Raw genomic sequence first — 19,036 nt, 5'->3', positions numbered from 1 at the left:
GTTCTGACTGTTCGAGTTGCTCATATCATTTCTCCGTAATGGTTGAATGGTGAGTCAATGTCGGCGCCGACCGTTTTGCGGCCGATGGCCGACCCTCTCGGTCGGCAAAATCGGTGGATCTGGTGAGGTCTGCCCTACAAGTGGTTGACTTGCGGCGAGCGTAGAAGCTCCGTCGCGAGCTCCACAGTCACCGCTACGTACAGTCCACTCGACTTTTTCGCCGAGATGTCTGTTGCTTCTCGAGACCGCTCTCGTCGTCGATCCGTCGGCCACGATCGAGCCGCTGCCCCGGGTCGGAGTGGGCGCGTCACTCTGCGACACCGGACCGGTGGATGCCGACCGTGCGTTCGTCGGCCAGGGCCGCGCATCGATCGCATCGCGGTCGGCGCCTCTCTCATTCGCGCCCGCGCACGCCGTCTCGGGTGAGCATGACGTCGCACGACGCTTCGCGGCGCGATGACCATCGCGGACGGCGGGGCAAAGTAGCGTCCGCTCCCGCGCAGCGCACGACTGTGACGCTGCGCGACAGCGCGTGTCGGTCGGTGACGCATCGCGACGGCCCGTGTCCTCCGAGATGAACGCGACGCCGTCGCGCCCTACGTTCGGCTGAACTCCGTCCCCTACTGCGAGAGGTCCGCCGATGAGCGCTGCCACCGCGACCGCCCCGTTCACGGGCCTGTCCACCCTGCTCGACGACGTCCGTCGCGATGCCGCCGACATCGACGTGCGGCCTCCCTCGACCGACACGGCGACCTTCGGGCACGACGCCGGAACGGCGCCGCGCAACGGATCGCTCGCGCAGGACGGGCCGGCGGTCGCGTTCCCGGCCACCGTCGCCGAGGTGCAGCAGCTCGTGCACCTCGCCGGCCGCCACGGCGTCAGCGTCGTGCCGCGCGGCGCGGGGACCGGCCTGTCGGGCGGTGCCGCGGCGGGCGCCGACCAGCTCGTGATCTCGACCGACCGACTCACCCGGATCGTCGAGGTGTCGCCCGCCGACGAGGTCGCCGTCGTGGAGCCGGGCGTGCTCAACTCCGCCCTCAACGAGCGCCTCGCCCCGCTCGGCCTGTTCTACGCCCCCGACCCCGCGAGCTGGCGCATCTCGACCATCGGCGGCAACATCGCCACCAACGCCGGGGGCCTGCGGTGCGCGAAGTACGGCGTCACGCGCGAGTCGGTGCTGGCCCTCGACGTCGTGCTCGCCGACGGCAGCCTCGTCTCGATCGGGCACCGCTCGATCAAGGGCGTCACCGGTCTCGACCTCGTCTCGCTGTTCGTGGGCTCCGAGGGCGTGCTCGGCATCGTCGTCGGCGCCACCGTGCGCATCCGTCCGCTCCCCGTCGCGCGGCGCACGGTGACGGCGTTCTTCGGCTCCACGGCCGCGGGGGCTGCGGCGATCGGGGCGATCACGGCCTCGCGCGTGCGCCCCAGCGTCATCGAGTTCCTCGACCAGCCCACCCTCGAGGGCATCGACGCGGCGAACGACTCCGGGCTCCGCTCCCGCGGTGCTGCCCTGCTGCTCATCGAGCTCGACGGGTTCGGCATCGACGAGCAGACGGCCGAGCTGACCGCGGCGCTCGAGGCCGTCGGCGCCCGCGTGCGGGTCGAGGCCGCCGCCGATGCCGAGGTGCTCTGGGAGCTGCGCCGCTCGGGTCGACGCTTCGACGACGGCTCCTGGTTCGCCGGCGGCGACGTCGCCGTGCCGAAGTCGCGCATCGCCGAGATCTTCGACGGCTTCCCCGAGATCGAAGCCCGCCACGGTGTGACCGTCAGTGCCGTCGCCCACGCCGGAGACGGCAACCTGCACCCGGTCGTCACCCTGCCCATCCCCGCCGACGCCGACCCGGCGGTCGTTCCCGCGGCGGTGCACGACGCCGCCGACGATCTGGTGCGTGCCGCCCTCGCCGTGGGCGGCACGGTCAGCGGTGAGCACGGCATCGGCACGGTCAAGCGCGCGCTCGCCGCCGAAGAGCTCGCCGCGCGCGTGCGGGCGGCGCAGCTCGCGATCAAGGACGCGCTCGACCCGGCCGGCCTGTTCAACCCCGGAAAAGCCCTGTAACCCGTTCCCCACAGCTCGAGGATTCTCATGACCATTCGCACCCGCCCACGTCGACGCCTGCTCGGAGTCGCCTCCGCCCTCACCGTCGGAGCCATCCTGCTCAGCGGCTGCGGCGCGGCCTCGACCGCCGCCCCGTCCGCCGACGCCACCCCGAGGTCGGGCGGCGACCTGGTGTTCCTCATCGACTCGCTCGGTGCCACCTGGATCCCCAACAACAGCTCGATCTCGAGCTATCAGGGCAACATCTGGGGTCACCTGACCGACAAGCTCGTCTACGTCGACGCCGAGGGCACACTCAGCCCGTGGATCGCCGAGAGCTGGGACGAGAACGCCGACAAGACCCAGTTCACCCTCCACCTCAAAGAGGGCGTGACCTTCTCGGATGGCACGCCGCTGGATGCCGCCGCGGTCGTGGCGAACATCGACATCTGGGCGAAGGGCCGCCCCGACGAGGGCATCAACCGCATCGGCCTGTTCCCCTCGGCCAACTACCAGGGCGCAGAAGCCGTGGACGCCAGCACGGTGACGGTGTCGTTCTCGGCGCCCACGCTCAGCTTCATCCCGACGCTGGCGTACCACGGCTCGATCTTGCTGTCGCCGACAACGCTCGCTCTCCCCGCCGACCAGCAGGCCGACCTCACGAACGACATCGGCAGCGGCCCCTTCACCGTCGAGAAGGTCGCTGACGGCGACAGCGTCGTGCTGAAGAAGCGCGACGACTACGACTGGGGCCCCGAGGCGATCGGACACGACGGCCCGGCCTACCTCGACACCATCACCTACAAGCAGGTGGCCGAGCCCTCGCTGCGCACCGCCTCGGTCGAGTCGGGCCAGGCGCAGGTCGCGTACAACGCCAGCCCGCAGGACCTCGACGCGCTGAAGGGCGAGGGCCTGACGGTCGAGACGCCGCGCTACCTCGGCTTCGTCAACGGCTACGCGCTGAACACCACGGTGGCGCCGTTCGACGACGTGCGCGTGCGCCAGGCGGTGCAGCACGGCATCGACCGCGACGAGATCCTCTCGACCGTCTACACCGAGGACTGGCTCGGGGCCGAGTCCTTCATCCAGAGCACGGTTCCCGAGGCGACCGATCGCAGCGCCGACTTCGCCTACGACCCCGACGAGGCGGCATCCCTGCTGGACGCGGCGGGATGGGTGAAGGGCGCCGACGGCGTGCGCACGAAGGGCGGACAGAAGCTCGCCTTCACGCTGTACCCGAACCCCTACCTCCAGGCCTCGCAGTCGGTCGACGAACTCGTCGACCAGCAGCTGACGACCCTCGGCTTCGAGGTGAACCTCGAGACGTACGACGTGCCGACCTACGGCCAGAAGGTCATCGGCAACGCCGCCGTGCCGGCGACCGAGATCACCCGCAGCTTCGTCGACGTCGGAACCGTCGCCGGGGTGCTCACCTCGCAGAAGAAGGGCGACGAGGACTGGTTCAAGGTCGGCACCTCGGATGCCACGCTCAACGACCTCGCCACGCGCATCGCCACGGCCACCGACCGCGACGCCCGTGCCGCGGTGGCCGACGAGCTGCAGGGCTACGTGCTCGACCAGGGCTACTTCGTGCCGCTCACCCAGATCGTGCAGCGCGTCTACGTGCAGGCCCCCGATGTCAGCGGCGTCACCTACAACGGCCTCGCCTACGCGTACTACCTGGACGCCTGGCTGAACGACTGACCTCGGCCGCGGGGGCGGGTGCACGGCATCCGTCCCCTGCGGCGTCAGACAGAGAGGAAGAGAACATGCTGCGCATCTACGGCCGTTTCGCCCTGCGGCGCACCGGTCAGGCGATCGTCGTCGTCGTGCTGGCGTACCTGTTCACGTTCGTCGTGATCAGCATCCTGCCCGGCGACCCCGTGACGAGCACGCTGAGAAACCCCGACAACGGGTTCACCGAGGACGACATCGCGCGCATCGTCGCCTACTACGGGCTCGATCAGCCCTGGTACGTGCAGCTCGGCTCGTCTCTCGGCCGATTCGTGGTGGGTGATCTCGGCGTCTCGCTGCGGTCGAACCTGCCCGTCGGCACCTTGGTGTTCGACGCCCTGGGCTCCACGCTGAGCCTCGCGGCGGCCGCGCTCCTCGTCGCGATCGTGCTGGCCGTCGTCATCGCGTACGGGACGCAGTTCCTGCCCCCGCGCTTCGGTCAGGGCGTGCTCCGCTCGCTGCCGTCGCTGTTCCTATCGGTGCCGAACTTCGTCATCGGCCTTCTGCTCATCCACGTCTTCGCGTTCGGCCTCGGACTGTTCAGCATGATCGACACCGAGACGCCGTGGGGCACCTTCTTCGCGGCGGTGGCGCTCGGCATCCCCGTGTCGGCGCAACTGGCGGAGGTGCTCATCGCCTCGCTCGATCACGAGTCGCGTCAGGAGTACGTCGCCGTCGCGCGATCGCGGGGGCTGCGGTCGGGGGCGCTGTTCCTGCGCCACCTCGCCAAGCCGTCGGCGTTGCCGACGGTGACGGTGCTGGCGTTGATCGTCGGCGAGCTGCTCGGCGGCGCCCTCATCACCGAGGCGATCTTCGGCCGCGTCGGCATCGGCACCCTCGTCGAGTCGGCCGTCGCCAGCCAGGACCTGCCGGTGCTGCAGGCGGTGGTGTCGCTCGCGGCCGTGGTGTTCGTCGTGGTGAACCTCGTCGCCGACCTCGCGTACCCCCTGCTCGATCCCCGCGTCTCGGTGGGTCCGTCCGGGCGCCCGGCCGTCAGCGCTTCGCGCGAGGACCCGGCGCCGCTGCTCCGCGAGGAGGTGGGAATCGTATGACCGCCGCATCGCTCCTCGCGCCGCGGGCAACGATCGCCCGGGTGCGCGGCATCCGTCTCTCCGTCCCGATCGGCGTGATCGTGTCGTTCGTCGTCGTGGCCGTCGTGCTCGCCTGGTCGCTCGCGCCCACGCTGTTCACGACCCAGAACCCCGCGCAGGGAGTCCCCGCCGACAAGCTGCAGGGCCCCAGCGCCGCGCACGTGCTCGGCACCGACCACCTCGGTCGCGACCTGTTCGCGCGCATCGTCTTCGGCGCGCAGTCGTCGGTGACCAGTGCCCTCGTCGCCGTGACGATCGGGGTGGTCGTCGGCGGACTGATCGGTCTGCTCGCCGGCTTCCTCGGATCGTGGACCGACGTCGTGCTGGCGCGCTTCGTCGACGTGCTGCTGGCGATCCCCGCCTTCCTGCTCGCCGTCGTGATCGTCAGCTCGCTCGGCTTCCAGACCATCAACGCCGCGATCGCCACGGGGGTGTCGGCCGTCGCGGTGTTCGCGCGCGTCATGCGGGCGGAGGTGCTGCGGGTACGCTCCTCGGTCTTCGTCGAGGCCGCGCGTCTGCAGGGCGGCTCGAACCTGCACGTGCTGTTCCGGCACGTGCTGCCCAACGCCTCCCGCTCGCTCGTCCCTCTCGCGGTGCTGCAGTTCGGCCTGTCGATCCTCGTCATCGCGGGACTCGCCTTCCTCGGCTACGGCGATCCGCCCCCGGCATCCGACTGGGGTCTGCTCATCTCGGCCGGCAAGGACTACCCCCGGGCGCCGTGGCTGGTCGTCTGGCCCGCCCTGGTGACCGTGGCGACCGTGCTGTCGATCAACCGCATCAGCCGCTGGCTCCGGAGGACGTCATGACCACCACCCTCGCGCTTCACCCCGAGACGGTCGTGGCGACTCCGCCGCTGCTGCGCGTGCAGGATCTCTCGGTCTCGTACGGCCGCACCCCCGTGGTGCACGACGTGTCGTTCTCGATCCCGCGCGGCGGCAGCCTCGCCCTCATCGGTGAGTCGGGCTCGGGCAAGTCGACCATCGCGCGCTCGGTGCTCCGGCTCCTCCCGCGCGGCACGGGCCGGGCACGGGGACGGGTGGCCTTCGCCGGCGACGACCTGCTCGATCTCTCCGAGGCGCGGTTCCGGCCGTACCGCGGGCGCCGGATCGGCTTCGTGCCGCAAGACCCCGCCCACGCGCTCAACCCCGTGCGCACGGTGGGGTCGCAAGCGCGCGAGGCGGCCGCCCTGGCCGGTCTCGCCGACGCCCGCGCGCAGCGCGCGGCGAGCCTCGACGTGTTCGCCCGCGTCGGCCTGCCCGATCCCGCCCGCGTCTACGACTCGTACCCGCACCAGTTGTCGGGCGGCATGCTGCAGCGCGTGCTCATCGGGCTCGCCGTGCTGCCGCGGCCCGAGCTGCTCGTCGCCGACGAGCCCACCAGCGCGCTCGACGTGACGATCCAGAAGCGCATCCTCGACCTGCTCGACGACCTGCGCACCGAGGACGGCATCGGTCTGCTGCTCATCACGCACGACCTGGCGATCGCCGCCGAGCGCACCGACGAGATCGTCGTGCTCAAAGACGGACGCGTGCAGGAGGCCGGCTCGACCCGCACCGTCTTCGCCGCGCCGACCTCGCCGTACACAGTGCAGCTGCAGGCCGATGCGCCCGCGCTGAACCCCGACCGCTACCGCGGCGACGTCGTCGACCGCGGGGTCGACGAGTGGACCACCGACACCGCGTCGGCCCGCATCCACGTCCGCGACGTGTCGAAGAGCTTCGTCGTCGACGGGACGCCGCGCCCCGCGGTGTCGGGGGTCTCGTTCCGCGTTCCGGCCGGGACGACCCATGCCCTCGTCGGAGAGTCCGGCTCCGGCAAGACCACGACGGTCCGCCTGCTCCTGGGGCTGGAGAGCCCCGACGCCGGAGAGATCCTCGTCGACGGGCAGGCGGTGACGGGCCGCACGGAGCAGGAACTGCGCGGCATCCGTCGCCACCTGCAGCTGGTGTACCAGAACCCCTTCACCTCGCTCGACCCCACCTGGAGCGTCGCGCGCATCGTGCGCGAACCGCTCGATCGCTACCGCGTCGGCACGCGCGCGGAGCGTTCGACCAGGGTGGCCGAGGCACTGGATGCCGTGGGCCTGCCGCCCGAGCTCGCTCGCCGTCGCCCCGACGCGCTGTCGGGCGGACAACGCCAGCGCGTGGCCATCGCCCGTGCCCTGGTGCTCGAGCCCGACGTCATCGTGCTCGACGAGCCGACCTCGGCCCTCGACGTGACCGTGCAGGCCGGGGTGTTCGAGGTGCTCCGCCGCCTGCAGCGCGAGCGCGGTCTCACGTACCTCTTCGTCTCGCACGACCTCGCGCTGGTCCGGCAGATCGCCGACACCGTCTCGGTGCTCAAGGACGGTCGGGTCGTCGAGGCCGGCCGCGTCGCCGACGTGCTCTCGCACCCACGCGAGCAGTACACGCGGGCGCTCGTCGAGGCCATCCCCCGTCCCCTGGCCGCCCTGGCCCGACCCTCGGAGTCGTCATGACCCTCCTCGTCTCATCCCGTCCCGCGCTCATCGAGGCGTTCACCGTCCCGAAGGGTTTCGGTGACCAGACCCTGCGCGACCGTCGGCCCGATGCGATCGAGCTGCTCGGCGGCATCCCGGATCCGTCGGTGCTGCCGACCGCCGAGCTCGCCGAGGCGACGGCCCGCGTGCTCGCCGCCCCCGGGGCGCCGTCGCTGCAGTACTCCCGCACCGAGGGCATCCCGGCGCTGCGGGAGTGGATCGCCGCGCGCGAGGGCGTCGCCGTGGAGCGGGTGCTCGTGACCAACGGCGGTTTCCACGGCCTCGCGCTCGCGGTGCAGACCGTGCTCGAGCGCGGCGACCTCGTGGCCGTCGACAACCCGGTGTTCCCTCTGTTCCTGCGCGGCCTCGAGCTGGCCGACGCGCGGGTGCTGCCCATCCGCGTCGGGGCCGAGGGGCTCGACGTCGACGAGCTCGCCGCGCACCTGCGCGCCGGTGCGCGCCCCGCCGCGGTGTACACGGTGCCGGAGTTCCACAACCCGTCGCAGTCGTCCTTGCCGACCGAGCGCCGTCGCGAGCTCGTGGCCCTGGCCGAGAGGTACGGCTTCGTGGTCTTCGCCGACGACCCCTACCGCGAGCTGCGGTTCCACGGGGAGCCCGAGTCGGTCGCGCCCTTCCACGACTCCGAACACGTCATCCACGTCAACACCTTCACAAAGACGCTTGGCCCGGGCCTGCGCCTGGGGTGGGTCGTGCTGCCGGAGCGGTTGATCCCGGATGCCGTGGCCCTGCGCAGCCGCCAGGACTCGCACTCGTCGACCTTCGTGCAGGCGGTGATCGCCGAGCTGCTCACCGGCGACGCGGGACTGTTCGACCGCGTGCTCGGGCGGGCGCGGTCGCTGTACCGCTCGCGCGCCCGGGCGCTCGCCGGCGCGCTGGAGGCCGAGGCCCCGGGGGTGTTCGACGTCACGGTGCCCGACGGCGGGCTGTTCCTCTGGCCGCGGCTGAACGATGAGGCGATCGACGCCGACCGGCTCGCGGCCGACGCGAGCGCCGAGGGGGTGGAGTATCAGCGCGGGTCGTTCTTCCCCTCCGGCCCCGGAACCGACGCCGACCGGCACCTGCGTCTGGCCTACGGCGACACCGACGAAGACGACCTGCGCACGGCCGCGGCCCGTCTCGCGCGGGCGGTGGCGCGGCAGCGATGACGCGGGGCGCTCCGGTGCGCGCAGGGTCGGTGCCGGCGTCGCGCGAGGTGGCGCGGGCGGCGCCGGCGGGTGTGCGCAGGGTCGGCGATGTGCACAACCTCCGTTCGGTTCGGCGGATGCCGGCTGAGGTTGTGCGTATCGCTGAGGTTATGCCCGCGGCGCGGCGGGGCTCACGGCGTCGGGCTCCACCCCAGCAGCGGCCCCAACCGCCCCGCGATGTCCTCGAGGATCTGCACGTAGTCGTCGGGTGCGAGGTCGAACGGCAGGGCGAAGGCCACCTCGTCGATCTCGGCGAACGACGCCGTCGCCTGCAGCTGCTCGGCGATCTGCTCCGAGGTGCCGACGAGGTCGGCGGCGAACAGCAGCCCGCGGGGACCCTGGGGGATGCCGACGCGCCCGCGCCGCGACTCGGCGTAGGCCTCGTATCGCCGACGCTGGTCGGGTGTTGCCGTGTCGGTGGGGACCACCACGAGACCCTGTGACACGCGGGCGTTCTCGCCGTCGGCGTGCGTGTCGCGGTACAGGCGGATCTGCGCGTACTGCTCGGTGTCGAAGTCGGTCGACGTCGTCGACTGGATGACGCTGCTGGTCAGTAGGTGGAAGCCGTTCTCGGCCGCCCAGGTCGTCGAGGTGGGGCTTCCTGCGCCGTACCAGAGCCGGTCGGCGAGGCCCGCGGAGTGCGGTTCGATGCGCTCGGAATACTCCTCGATGCCCTCGGTGCCCGCGAACGGGCTGACGGCCTCGCCCGCGAGGAAGCGGCGGAGCCGCGTGAGGCGCCCGTATCCGAAGTCCTCGTGGTCGGACGTGTCGGGGTACAGCGCGGCGGCGATCTCGTCGAGCCGGCGCGGCGGACCCACCGAGAAGCCCGGCTCCAGGCGTCCACCGCTGAGCACGTCGACGGTGGCCAGGTCTTCGGCGAGGCGGAACGGGTTCTCGTAGCCGAGCGGGATGACCGCGGTTCCGAGCCGGATGCGACTCGTGCGCTGGGATGCCGCGGCGAGCACCGCGACGGGGGAGGACAGGCCGTACTGCAGGTGCCGATCACGCAGCCACGCGCTGTCGAAGCCGAGGCGCTCGCCGCGCTCGATGATCGACAGGGTGGTCTCGTGCCCGGCGCGCGGGTCGTCGCGGTCGAAGAGGCCGATGGTGAGGAAGCCGAGGGAGCGGAGCGCGCGGGTCACACCGGCCACGGTAGCCGGGGCAGCGGAGGGGTGGGCCGCGCGTCGTCATGCGCAGTCACGCCGCCGGGGGTGAGTTCTCGGCCAGCGTTTTTCACCCGCTTCGCCGGACCGGGACCCGGTGAAGAGGGCGGCATCCGGCGTGGTCTACTGCGGAGGCTCACGCACCGGGCTCCGTGAAGCAGATGCCCGTTGCGCCTGGGCGTCACAGCCGGCGTCGACACCTGCTTCACGATGTCTCGCCCCGATTCCTCGAAAGGGAACCCGCATGTCGAATCTGTCATCTCCTCCTCGCGCGATGCTGAGGCGCTCGGCCGCTCTCCTGGCGACCACCCTCGTCGTCGCGTCTGTCGCACTGGGTAGCGCCGTGTCCGCACAGGCCGCGTCGGCGACCCTGACGTCGAGTTCGTCGACCGTGACGGAGGAGGGGCTCCTCACGTTGACCGCCGATGGCCTGACCCCGGGAGACGGTCTGACCTTCGTTCTCGACGGTGCGACTCCGCTGCCGACCGCCCCCCTCGACGGCGGCGCGGAATCGGCCGACGCCAACGGCACCTACGTCGGCGAAGCCTCCATTCCTCTCGGCCTGGGCCTCGGCGTCCACACCGTCGAGGTGACGGGTGCAGGCGGGTCCGCACTCGCCTCGACGACGGTGACGGTCGTCCCTCGACCCACCTCATCGGTGAGTTCGCCCTCGATCTCGCTCTCCGACTACCTGGCGGGTGGCGTCTCTGTCAGCTTCACGGGGTTCGCCCCGGGCGCGTCCGTCTCGCTCTTCGTCTTCAACGCGGCAACCGGCGACCTGGTCGGACCGGATGCCGTTGCGGGGCCGGATGGCGTCGTGTCGTTCGTCTACATCCCTCAGCCGGACAGCACCTACGCGGTGGTGGACCGGTACGCCTTGATCGCGGCCGCGAGCGACCTCAGCATCGTCTCGGAGCCCGCCAGCTTCGAGGTGACCGCCGACGCCGCCCCCAGCGGCATCGCCCCGGTCACTGCTCCCGCGGCGACGCCCGTCAAGCGCGCGGCGACCTTCACGGGCTGAGCGCAGACACTCGCCCCCGCGCCGGGCAGGTACGCACGTCCCGGCCCGGCGCGTCCGTGTTCCTGATCCTCCGGAGAAGCCCGTGATCCGCCGTACGACCGCTCGCGCCCTGGTGGGAGCATCGACCCTGCTGGTGGCCCTGCTCTTCACCGGGTGCGTCGCGGCGAGCCCGCCCGCGGCGACGCCGGCCGCCTCCCGCTCCGCCGCCACCCCCGTACCGAAGTTCCGCAGTCCCGAATCCACCGCACCACCCGCCGTCGGAACCTCGGCGACCGCCGTCGCGGAGCAGCTCGTGATCCACGCGGAGCCCGGCGGCGACGTGACCCAGACGCTCCCGAACCCCCAGGAGTCCGGTGCGCCGCTGACGCTCCTCGTCGTCGCGCGCCGAGACGGGTGGCTGCAGGTCGCCCTCGCTCAACGGCCGAACGGGACTACGGGATGGGTCGCCGCCGAGGCCGTCACCCTGCACACCCTCGTCTACAGCCTCGACGTCTCCACCGAGCAGAACACCCTGACGCTGAGCGAGAGCGGCCGAGCGGTGAAGACCTACGCCGCGGCCACGGGCACGGGCGGAACCCCCACCCCCCACGGTGCGTTCTACCTCACCGAGCTCTTGGAGCCCACGAACGAGGGGTACGGACCCTACGCCTTCGGCTTGTCGGCGTTCTCCGACGTGCTCTCCAGCTTCGGCGGCGGCCCCGGGCAGATCGGCCTGCACGGCACCGATGACGAGGCGAGCATCGGGCAGTCCGCCAGTCACGGGTGCATCCGCCTGTCCAACGTCGACATCACCGAGCTCGCCCAGATCCTCCCTCTCGGCACTCCCGTCACCGTCGGCCCGTGAGGGTTCGCAGAGGGTGAGTTCTCGGCCCGAACCGGGCGAGATGTGGGAGCGTTCGATCGCGCGACGCTCGCGGCGAAGTCCCGCGTTCAGAGCACGGTTGCGCCGAGGGCCCGCCGTCGGCTCAGGCCGGCGTCCGCACCGAGACGAACCGGTTCCGCCGCCGCAGCGCGAAACCCAGGCGCTCGTACGCCGCGATCGCACCGACGTTCGTCGCCGCCGCGTGCAGCAGTGCGCGGTCACCTCGCTGCTGGATGTGGAACGCCACGTCGAGCACGAGGCGCGAGGCGAGGCCCTGGCGCCGGTGGTCGGCATCCACCGCGACAGCACTGATCTCGGTCCACCCCGTGGGGTGGAGGCGCTCGCCGGCCATGGCCACCAGACGGCCTTCGCGACGGATGCCGATGTATCGACCGAGCTCGTAGGTGCGGGGCCGGAAGGGGCCGGGCTGATTGCGGTCGACGATCGCGATCATGTCGGCCGCGTCCGCGGCATCCAGTTCGATCGCTTCGTCATCGGGACGCGTCCGCAGGGCGTCGGTCTCGACGAGCTGCACCCCCTCGCCCCCGCCGAGGTACTCCCACCCCTCGGGGAAGCCGCCCTCGTAGCCCGACAGGCCGACGTCGGCGCCCGGTCCGACGAGGTCGCGCAGGGCGTCCCAGACCCCGGGTTCGTCCCACGTGCGCACGGCGACGAACGGCGCGACGCCCTCGGGATACCGGCGGACGAGGTCGCCGCCGATGGCGAACGAGGAGTGCGGGCCGGCCAGGGAGTGCCAGGCGGCGTTGTCGAGGACGGTGGCGTCGGCGTGGGGGATGTCGAGGAGCGATGCGGAGGTCACCGGGACACTCTGCGCCGGTCGCGGCGGCCGTGCAAGCCGGGGGTCACGAGACGCAACCGGACCACCCCACGATGACGGCGTGTGAAGACGTTCGACGCCCGGTGACGGTCGCCGACTCCGCGTTGCGAGTGGCGCCCGCCGAAGTGTTACCCGCGGTTTCCGGTGCCGGGGAGAGTCACGAGGAGCGGGGAGATACTGACGGGATGACGGCGGTGGACAGCACGTGGACGATCGAGCGGGTCGACTGGCACGACGAGCGGGCGGTGGTGTTGCGCACCGCGATGGACGACGAGATCGGCCCGCGGTACGCCGATGCGTTCGCGGCGTTCGATGACGAGACGCGCGCCCTGCTGGCCGAGGACTTCGCGGTCGATCCCGCCACGATCGTCGACGTGCTGCTCGTGCACGACGGGTCCGGCGAGCCGGTCGGCCACGCGGCGCTCCGCGCCCTCGGCGGCGAGCTCGAGGTCAAGCGCGTCTTCGTCGATCGCCGCGCCCGCGGGCAGGGGGCGAGTCGCGCGCTCATGGCCGAGCTCGAGCGCATCGCCCGGCACCGGGGCGCGTCCCGGCTCATCCTGCAGACCGGCGACCGGCAGCCCGAGGCCATCGCGCTGTACGAGCGCATCGGGTACCACGCCATCGACACGTTCGCGCCGTACGTGCGGTTCCCCGCCTCGCGGTGCTTCGCGAAGCCGCTGGCCGCGGGATCGCCGGCCGCGTGACCGACGACATCCTCGACGTCGCCGTCATCGGCGCGAGCGCGAGCGCGGCCCGCCCGAGCGCGGGGGTTCGGGGCGCGAAACGTGCAGTGGGGCGGACAATGACCGCCCCGCTGCACGAACCCCGCCCCGAACGGTGCGGGGCGGGTCGCACCAGCGCCGTCAGAGGTCGTACGCGAATGCCCGCAGGTCGAGGAAGCGACCGGGCTCGACCTCGACCGGATGCTCGCGCTCGGTCAGCCGGCGGAAGCCGAGCTTGAGGTACAGCGCGTGGGCGCCGAGCATCTCGGGGCCGCTGTTCATCACGACGCGCACCGCCCCGCGCGCCCGGGCCAGCCCGATCACGTGACGGGTGAGGGCCTCGCCCACGCCGCGCCCCCGGGCCGTCGGCGCAACAGCGAGCTGACGGAAGTCGAGCTCGCCCTCGGCCGCGAGTGGCGACAGGCGCTCGCCGGGCCGGGGTGTCCACACGGTGCCCACGATCTCGTCGCCGTCGAGGGCGACCCACACCTCGCCCTGCGCGACCCGGGTCGCGACGTCGGCGAGCGACGCGAGGTAGCCCGCGGTGAGCCCTTCGTAGCTGTGGCGGTAGGCGTCGGCGGTGAGGCGCCCGGCATCCGCGTGCTCGTCGGGCGCGACGAGGCGGATCGTGAGGGGGCGGGCGTCGCCGGCGCCCGCGGCGCGGTCGGCGGGGAGCGAGGTGGTCATGGCATCCCTTCGATGGAGCAGGAGCGCGGCCCGGTCTCGAAGAAGACCGGGCCGCGCTCGAGGTCAGGATTTCGGGAGTCCCGGCGGGTTGATCTGCGAGGTCTCGATGCCCTCGGACTCGAGGTTCCACACCTTCAACACGTCGGCGTACTTTCCATTCCGGATGAGCTCCTCGAGCGCGACGTTGACCGGCTCGACGAGCCCGTTGCCCTTCCTCGTGCCCGCGGCGATGTCGGCCTGCAGCGGCCAGCCGCCGGGGACGATCCCGACGATCTTGGTCTCGCCGGTCTCTTTCGCCGCCCACGCGGCGGTGGCGTTCGGACCGAAGGTCGCGTCGACACGGCCCGACTGCAGGGCGAGGGTCGCCGCGGCATTGTCGTCGTAGTAGTTCAGCTCGGCGGGGGCCTTGCCGGCGGCCGTCAGCTCGGCGTTCCAGCTCAGCAGCACCTTCTCTTGGTTCGTGCCCGAGCCCACGACGACCTTGAGGCCCGAGATGTCGTCGGCCTTCTCGATCTTCTCGATCGCGCTGTCGGAGCGCACGGCGAAGCCGAGCAGGTCCTGCCGGTAGCTGGCGAAGTCGTACAGCTCCTTGCGCTCCTCGGTCACGGTGACGTTCGAGGTGATGAGGTCGTACTTGCCCGATTGGATGCCGAGGGGCCAATCCGCCCACGCCACCACGACGGGGTTGTACTCGAGGCCGAGGCTCTCGGCGATGAGCAAGCCGATGTTGGGCTCGGTGCCGGCGGGCAGCGTCTCGCCGTCGGGCACGTAGCTCAGCGGCGGCACGAAGGCTCCGACCGCGACGGTGAGCTTGCCCGGCTCGATAGGCGCGAAGCCGCTGGCTTCGAGCGCGGCGACGGCGTCGGGGATCGGATCGGTGTGCACCCACTCGACGGCGGGGGCGGATGCCGAGGGCTCCGGCGCCGCGACCGCTTCGGCCGGGCGGTTGATGCCGAGGGCGACGCCGCCGGCGACGACGGCGACGACCGCCGCGGCGATCACGCCGATCGCGATGCTCTGCTTCTTGCTGAGGGCCATGCTGTGTCTCCTTGTGAGGGGTGGATGCCGTGGCGCCGGTGTCGCGTCACGGACGGCGGTGTGATGCCTCCGGCGGGCGCCGGACGGCGTTTCGGGTACGGGTCGGAGCGAGCGCGCGGGCGGCGCGACTCGGGGGGCGGGGCCCGGGTTCAGCCGAGGACATTGGCCAGGAACTCGCGTGTCCGCGGGTGCCGCGGGTGTTCCAGCACCTCGTCGGGCGTGCCCTGTTCGACGATGCGTCCCTGATCGAGGAACACGACGCGATCGGCCACCTCGCGGGCGAAGCCGATCTCGTGCGTGACGATCACCAGCGTGGTGCCGAGCTTCGCGAGGTCGCGGATGACGTCGAGCACCTCGCCGACGAGTTCCGGATCGAGCGCGCTCGTGGGTTCGTCGAAGAGCAGCACCTGCGGTGTGAGGGCCAGCGCTCGAGCGATGGCGACGCGCTGCTGCTGGCCGCCCGAGAGCTGCCTCGGGTAGGCGTCGGCCTTGTCGGCGAGACCGACCCGGTCGAGCAGGCTCCGGCCGAGCCCGCGCGCCTCGTCTCTCCCCAGCCGTTTCAGGGCCAGGGGCGCCTCGGTGATGTTCTCGAGAGCGGTGAGGTGGGGGAAGAGGTGGAAGTTCTGGAACACGATCCCCACCCGCGTCCGCCGCTGCAGTACCTCGCGCTCGTGCAACTCGTGCAGCCTGCCGTGGCGCAGCTCGTAGCCGATGAACTCGCCGTCGACCGTGATCGAGCCGGCATCCACCGTCTCGAGGTGGTTGATCGTGCGCAGCAGCGTCGACTTGCCGGAACCGCTGGGTCCGAGCAGCGCCACGACCTCGCCGGGCTCGACGGTGAGGTCGATGCCCTTCAGTACCTCGACGCCGAGGAAGCTCTTGTGCACGTTGTGGATCTCGACGAGCCCGCGGGTCGCGGTGGCGGCGGTCATGCGCGGCCGCCCGTCGACGTCGCGGCGGGTTCGGTGGCATCCGTTCGTCCCGGCGGCGCCGGGGTGTCGCCGAGGCGCGCCCACTGGACGCCGGCCCAGGTGCGCGCCCGCTGCACCGGGGTCGGCGGCAGGGCCCGAGCCGCGCCCCGGGCGTAGTGGCGCTCGATGTAGTACTGGGCGACGCTGAGGATCGTCGTGATGAGCGTGTACCAGACCACCGCCACCAGCAGCAGCGGGATCACCCGGCTGTTGCGGTTGTAGATGACCTGCACCGCGTAGAAGAGTTCGGGGATGGCGATCACGAAGACCACCGACGCGCCCTTCACCAGACCGATCACTTCGTTCGTGGCGTTGGGCACGATCGAGCGCATGGCCTGCGGGAGGATGATGCGGAACAGCCGACGGGATGCCGGGATGCCCAACGCCGCCGCAGCCTCGTGCTGACCGGGGTCGACCGAGACGAGACCGCCGCGGATGATCTCGGCCGAGTAGGCCGCCTGATGAAGACCCAGCCCCAGGATCGCCGCCGCGAACGCGCTGACCAGCTGCACCGTCGGGAACTCCACGATCCAGAAGTCGGTGGTGAACGGGGTACCCAGGCCCAGTGTCGGGTACAGGTAGCCGAGGTTGTACCAGACGATGATCTGCACCACGAGGGGCACCGAGCGGAAGAACCAGATGTAGCCCCACGCCGCGGCGTTGAGCAGCGGCGACGCCGACAGGCGGCCGAGGGCGAGGACCGTGCCGAGCGTGAACCCCACGACCGTCGAGATGGCGGTGAGCGAGAGCGTGTAACCGATGCCGATGAGCACGGGCTCCGAGAAGAAGTACTGCGCGAAGGTGTCCCACATGTAGCGGTCGTTCGTGACGAGGCTCCACGCGAACTGTGCGACGACGAACACCAGCAGCGCGCTGAAGATCCAGCGCCACCAGTGACGCGTGTGGACGACGGCGATGGTGCCGAGGTCGATTCGGGTGGCGGCGGGCGTGCCGGTGGGTTCGGCGTTCGGGCGGGCGGCGGACGCCGGCGCGGTGGTGGTCATGGGTGCTCCTCGGACTCCGGACCGGCGGGGACGCCGGTGGGTGACCGAAACGCTATGACGGGGTCGGAGGGCGCGTGCGGCGCGGTTTCACACGCCGCAATGCCCCGATACGCACCGCAACCCCGCGCCACGCGGGGTAACAGGCCGGCGCGTGACGGCTCGTCGAGATACGGCCGGGGCCGGGCGGGGGTTACCGGGCCGGTGCGGGCCGAACTCCTGAGGATCGCGACGGCGGCGCGGCGCGCGGCGCGTCGTTTCGAGGCAGAGTCGGCCTCGGCATCCGGTTCCTCAGGAGTTCGGCACGCCGCAGCGGGGGCCCTGCGGCGACCTCGCCGCCGCCCGGCCGGCCTCACGCCTCCCGCAGGATCCGCGCCGTCACTCGCGTGCCGAAGTGCAGCGCGTCGACGGGCACGCACTCGTCGGCGGCGTGGAACTGCCCGAACACGTCGAAGCCGGCGGGCACCCGCAACGGCACGAAACCGTAGCCCCGGATGCCGAGGTGCGCGAGGTGCTTGTTGTCGGTGCTGGCCGGCAGCAGGTACGGCACGACCGTGCCCTCGGGGTCCTCCGCGGTCACGGCGTCCTGCAGCACGTCGACGAGCCGCGCGTCGACGGGCGACTCGATCGCGTGCACCGCGCGTCCCCACGCGATCTCGACGTCGGGTCCGACGAGCGCCGTGAGCTCGTCGCGCAGGGCGTCGTCCTGCCCGGGCAGCACGCGGATGTCGAGGCGCGCCGAGGCCGACGAGGGGATGACGTTCGTCTTCGTGCCCGCCTCGAGCACGGTGGGCGAGGCCGTCGAGCGGGTGCTCGCGCCGATCAGCGAGGCGGCGAAGCCCAGTCGCTCGAGATCGTCGTCGAGGTCGGCGCCGTCGAAGGGACGACCGCTGGCGCGTCCGTAGACCTCGAGGAAACGCTCGAGGGTGGCCGTGCGCACGAGGGGGAAGCGGTGCGCGCCGACGGCGGCGACCGCCCGCGACAGCCGCACGATGGCGTTGTCGGCGGTGGGCCGCGAGCCGTGGGCCGCGTGGCCGCGCGCGGTGAGGGTTGCCCAGGTGACGCCCTTCTCGGCGGTGGCGACGAGGTAGGCGCGGCGGTCGTCGGGCAGCGGCAGCGAGAAGCCGCCCACTTCGCTGAGCGCTTCGGTCGCTCCGGCGAACAGCTCGGGGCGGTTGTCGACGATCCACCGTGCGCCCCAGACGCCCCCGGCCTCTTCGTCGGCGAAGAACGCGAAGATCAGGTCGCGCCGCGGCACGATGCCGTCGCGGCGGAAGGCGCGGGCGATCGCGAGCAGCATCCCGGCGAAGTTCTTCATGTCGACGGCCCCTCGGCCGTACAGGACGCCGTCGTGGATCTCGGCCCCGAAGGGCGGGTGCGTCCAGTTCTCGGCCTCGACGGGCACGACGTCGAGATGGGCGTGGGCGACGAGTGCTCCGGCATCCGGATCCGACCCCGCCAACCGCGCGATCACGCTGGCGCGTCCCGGCACCGGCTCGACCAGCGTCGTGTCGTACCCGGCGTCGCGCAGCTGCTCCTGCACGAACAGCGCGGCCCGGGTCTCGCCGTCGCCGATGGTCGCGGCCTCGCCCGTGTTGACGCTGTCGATGCGGATCAGGGCGCGGATGAACTCGAGCGCTTCGGCCTCGAGGGGGGAGACGTCGGCCACGGCGCGGGTCAGTGCTGGTGGTCGGGACGGGCGTCGTCGGCGAGTTTGAACGCCAGGCGTCCGTGCGCGTAGCCGCCGCCGGCGCGGATGGCGGTGGCGACCCACGCCGCCTCGGCGAGCTCGGCCTCTGTCGCGCCGGCCTTCACGGCGTTCTGCGAGTGCCCGTCGATGCAGTACACGCACTGCGTCGTGATGCCCACCGCCAGCGCGATCAGCTCGCGGTACTTCAGCGGGATCGCGCGCCCCTCGGGAGCGAAGACGGCCTGGTCGAAGGCGGCGAACGCGGCGAGGATGTCGGGGGTCTCGGCCTTGTAGACCTTGGTGTAGGTCTTGTCGGCGGTGCGGTCGAAGTACTCGGACATGGTGCCTCCCGAAGGCAGTGCGGGGTCGGTGTGCGTCGGTCCCACGGTGCCACGGCCCTCCGCGCTCGTCCCCGTCCCGCCGTCACGCGAGGTCACACGCCCGGCTCGGCTTCGCGTCGCGTCCGCGCGGCCCGCGTCCC

Annotated in this window: 17 protein-coding genes; 9 read left to right on the top strand and 8 right to left on the bottom strand. The window is 71.8% G+C overall.

Going from position 1 to position 19,036, the window contains the following annotated elements; all coding sequences use genetic code 11:
* The first annotated feature begins 640 nt into the window (after positions 1–640).
* From IFU40_RS00940 to IFU40_RS00915, 6 genes are all read left to right on the top strand, one after another.
* The gene (locus tag IFU40_RS00940) at positions 641–2,056 is read left to right on the top strand and encodes an FAD-binding oxidoreductase (RefSeq protein ID WP_191925064.1); all 1,416 of its coding nucleotides are present in this window, start codon (positions 641–643) and stop codon (positions 2,054–2,056) included.
* Between the two features lie 27 nt (positions 2,057–2,083).
* Positions 2,084–3,739 carry an ABC transporter substrate-binding protein gene (locus IFU40_RS00935; RefSeq protein ID WP_191925063.1) on the top strand — a complete coding sequence of 552 codons (1,656 nt, stop codon included), beginning with the start codon at positions 2,084–2,086 and terminating at the stop codon, positions 3,737–3,739.
* A 65-nt stretch (positions 3,740–3,804) separates the two neighbouring features.
* Entirely contained in the window at positions 3,805–4,821 is a 1,017-nt protein-coding gene (locus IFU40_RS00930) for an ABC transporter permease (RefSeq protein WP_070408765.1), read from the top strand.
* Positions 4,818–5,666 carry an ABC transporter permease gene (locus IFU40_RS00925; protein WP_055832059.1) on the top strand — a complete coding sequence of 283 codons (849 nt, stop codon included), beginning with the start codon at positions 4,818–4,820 and terminating at the stop codon, positions 5,664–5,666. The genes IFU40_RS00930 and IFU40_RS00925 overlap by 4 nt, the downstream gene beginning before the upstream one ends.
* Positions 5,663–7,336 carry a dipeptide ABC transporter ATP-binding protein gene (locus IFU40_RS00920; protein ID WP_191916573.1) on the top strand — a complete coding sequence of 558 codons (1,674 nt, stop codon included), beginning with the start codon at positions 5,663–5,665 and terminating at the stop codon, positions 7,334–7,336. Before IFU40_RS00925 ends, IFU40_RS00920 begins: the two co-directional genes overlap by 4 nt.
* On the top strand, positions 7,333–8,523 hold the full coding sequence (locus IFU40_RS00915) for an aminotransferase-like domain-containing protein (RefSeq protein WP_191925062.1): 1,191 nt from the start codon (positions 7,333–7,335) through the stop codon (positions 8,521–8,523). The genes IFU40_RS00920 and IFU40_RS00915 overlap by 4 nt, the downstream gene beginning before the upstream one ends.
* Before the next feature lie 170 nt (positions 8,524–8,693).
* On the opposite strand, the gene IFU40_RS00910 is transcribed toward IFU40_RS00915, so the two are convergent.
* Complete coding sequence (locus tag IFU40_RS00910) at positions 8,694–9,713, bottom strand: LLM class flavin-dependent oxidoreductase (RefSeq protein ID WP_191925061.1); 1,020 nt, start codon at positions 9,711–9,713, stop codon at positions 8,694–8,696.
* Between the two features lie 256 nt (positions 9,714–9,969).
* On the opposite strand from IFU40_RS00910, the gene IFU40_RS00905 reads away from it, so the two are divergent.
* On the top strand, positions 9,970–10,746 hold the full coding sequence (locus tag IFU40_RS00905) for a hypothetical protein (RefSeq protein WP_156784851.1): 777 nt from the start codon (positions 9,970–9,972) through the stop codon (positions 10,744–10,746).
* Between the two features lie 82 nt (positions 10,747–10,828).
* Positions 10,829–11,590 carry a L,D-transpeptidase family protein gene (locus IFU40_RS00900; protein WP_191925060.1) on the top strand — a complete coding sequence of 254 codons (762 nt, stop codon included), beginning with the start codon at positions 10,829–10,831 and terminating at the stop codon, positions 11,588–11,590.
* 121 nt (positions 11,591–11,711) lie between these two features.
* On the opposite strand, the gene IFU40_RS00895 is transcribed toward IFU40_RS00900, so the two are convergent.
* The gene (locus IFU40_RS00895; RefSeq protein WP_191925059.1) at positions 11,712–12,428 is read right to left on the bottom strand and encodes a GNAT family N-acetyltransferase; all 717 of its coding nucleotides are present in this window, start codon (positions 12,426–12,428) and stop codon (positions 11,712–11,714) included.
* 203 nt (positions 12,429–12,631) lie between these two features.
* Between IFU40_RS00895 and IFU40_RS00890 the strand changes: the two genes are divergently transcribed.
* Positions 12,632–13,150 carry a GNAT family N-acetyltransferase gene (locus IFU40_RS00890; RefSeq protein WP_191925058.1) on the top strand — a complete coding sequence of 173 codons (519 nt, stop codon included), beginning with the start codon at positions 12,632–12,634 and terminating at the stop codon, positions 13,148–13,150.
* A 159-nt stretch (positions 13,151–13,309) separates the two neighbouring features.
* On the opposite strand, the gene IFU40_RS00885 is transcribed toward IFU40_RS00890, so the two are convergent.
* From IFU40_RS00885 to IFU40_RS00860, 6 genes are all read right to left on the bottom strand, one after another.
* A complete protein-coding gene (locus IFU40_RS00885; RefSeq protein ID WP_191925057.1) occupies positions 13,310–13,855 on the bottom strand; it encodes a GNAT family N-acetyltransferase in 546 nt (181 codons plus the stop codon).
* Positions 13,856–13,918: 63 nt separating this feature from the next.
* Positions 13,919–14,893: an ABC transporter substrate-binding protein gene (locus tag IFU40_RS00880; RefSeq protein ID WP_191925056.1), complete on the bottom strand. Its 975-nt coding sequence runs from the start codon at positions 14,891–14,893 to the stop codon at positions 13,919–13,921.
* 149 nt (positions 14,894–15,042) lie between these two features.
* Entirely contained in the window at positions 15,043–15,825 is a 783-nt protein-coding gene (locus IFU40_RS00875) for an amino acid ABC transporter ATP-binding protein (RefSeq protein WP_191925055.1), read from the bottom strand.
* Positions 15,822–16,868: an amino acid ABC transporter permease gene (locus IFU40_RS00870; protein WP_191925054.1), complete on the bottom strand. Its 1,047-nt coding sequence runs from the start codon at positions 16,866–16,868 to the stop codon at positions 15,822–15,824. The genes IFU40_RS00875 and IFU40_RS00870 overlap by 4 nt, the downstream gene beginning before the upstream one ends.
* A 349-nt stretch (positions 16,869–17,217) precedes the next feature.
* A complete protein-coding gene (locus tag IFU40_RS00865) occupies positions 17,218–18,534 on the bottom strand; it encodes a M20/M25/M40 family metallo-hydrolase (protein ID WP_191925053.1) in 1,317 nt (438 codons plus the stop codon).
* A gap of 8 nt (positions 18,535–18,542) precedes the next feature.
* Positions 18,543–18,896 (bottom strand): carboxymuconolactone decarboxylase family protein, encoded by a 354-nt coding sequence (locus IFU40_RS00860; RefSeq protein ID WP_055935442.1) that lies wholly within the window; start codon positions 18,894–18,896, stop codon positions 18,543–18,545.
* Positions 18,897–19,036 lie beyond the last annotated feature (140 nt).

The sequence above is a fragment of the Microbacterium sp. CFBP 13617 genome (assembly GCF_014839445.1).
GTDB lineage: Bacteria > Actinomycetota > Actinomycetes > Actinomycetales > Microbacteriaceae > Microbacterium.
The sequence above is the reverse complement of the archived record's forward strand: the minus strand, read 5'-3'. Positions and strand labels throughout refer to the sequence as shown.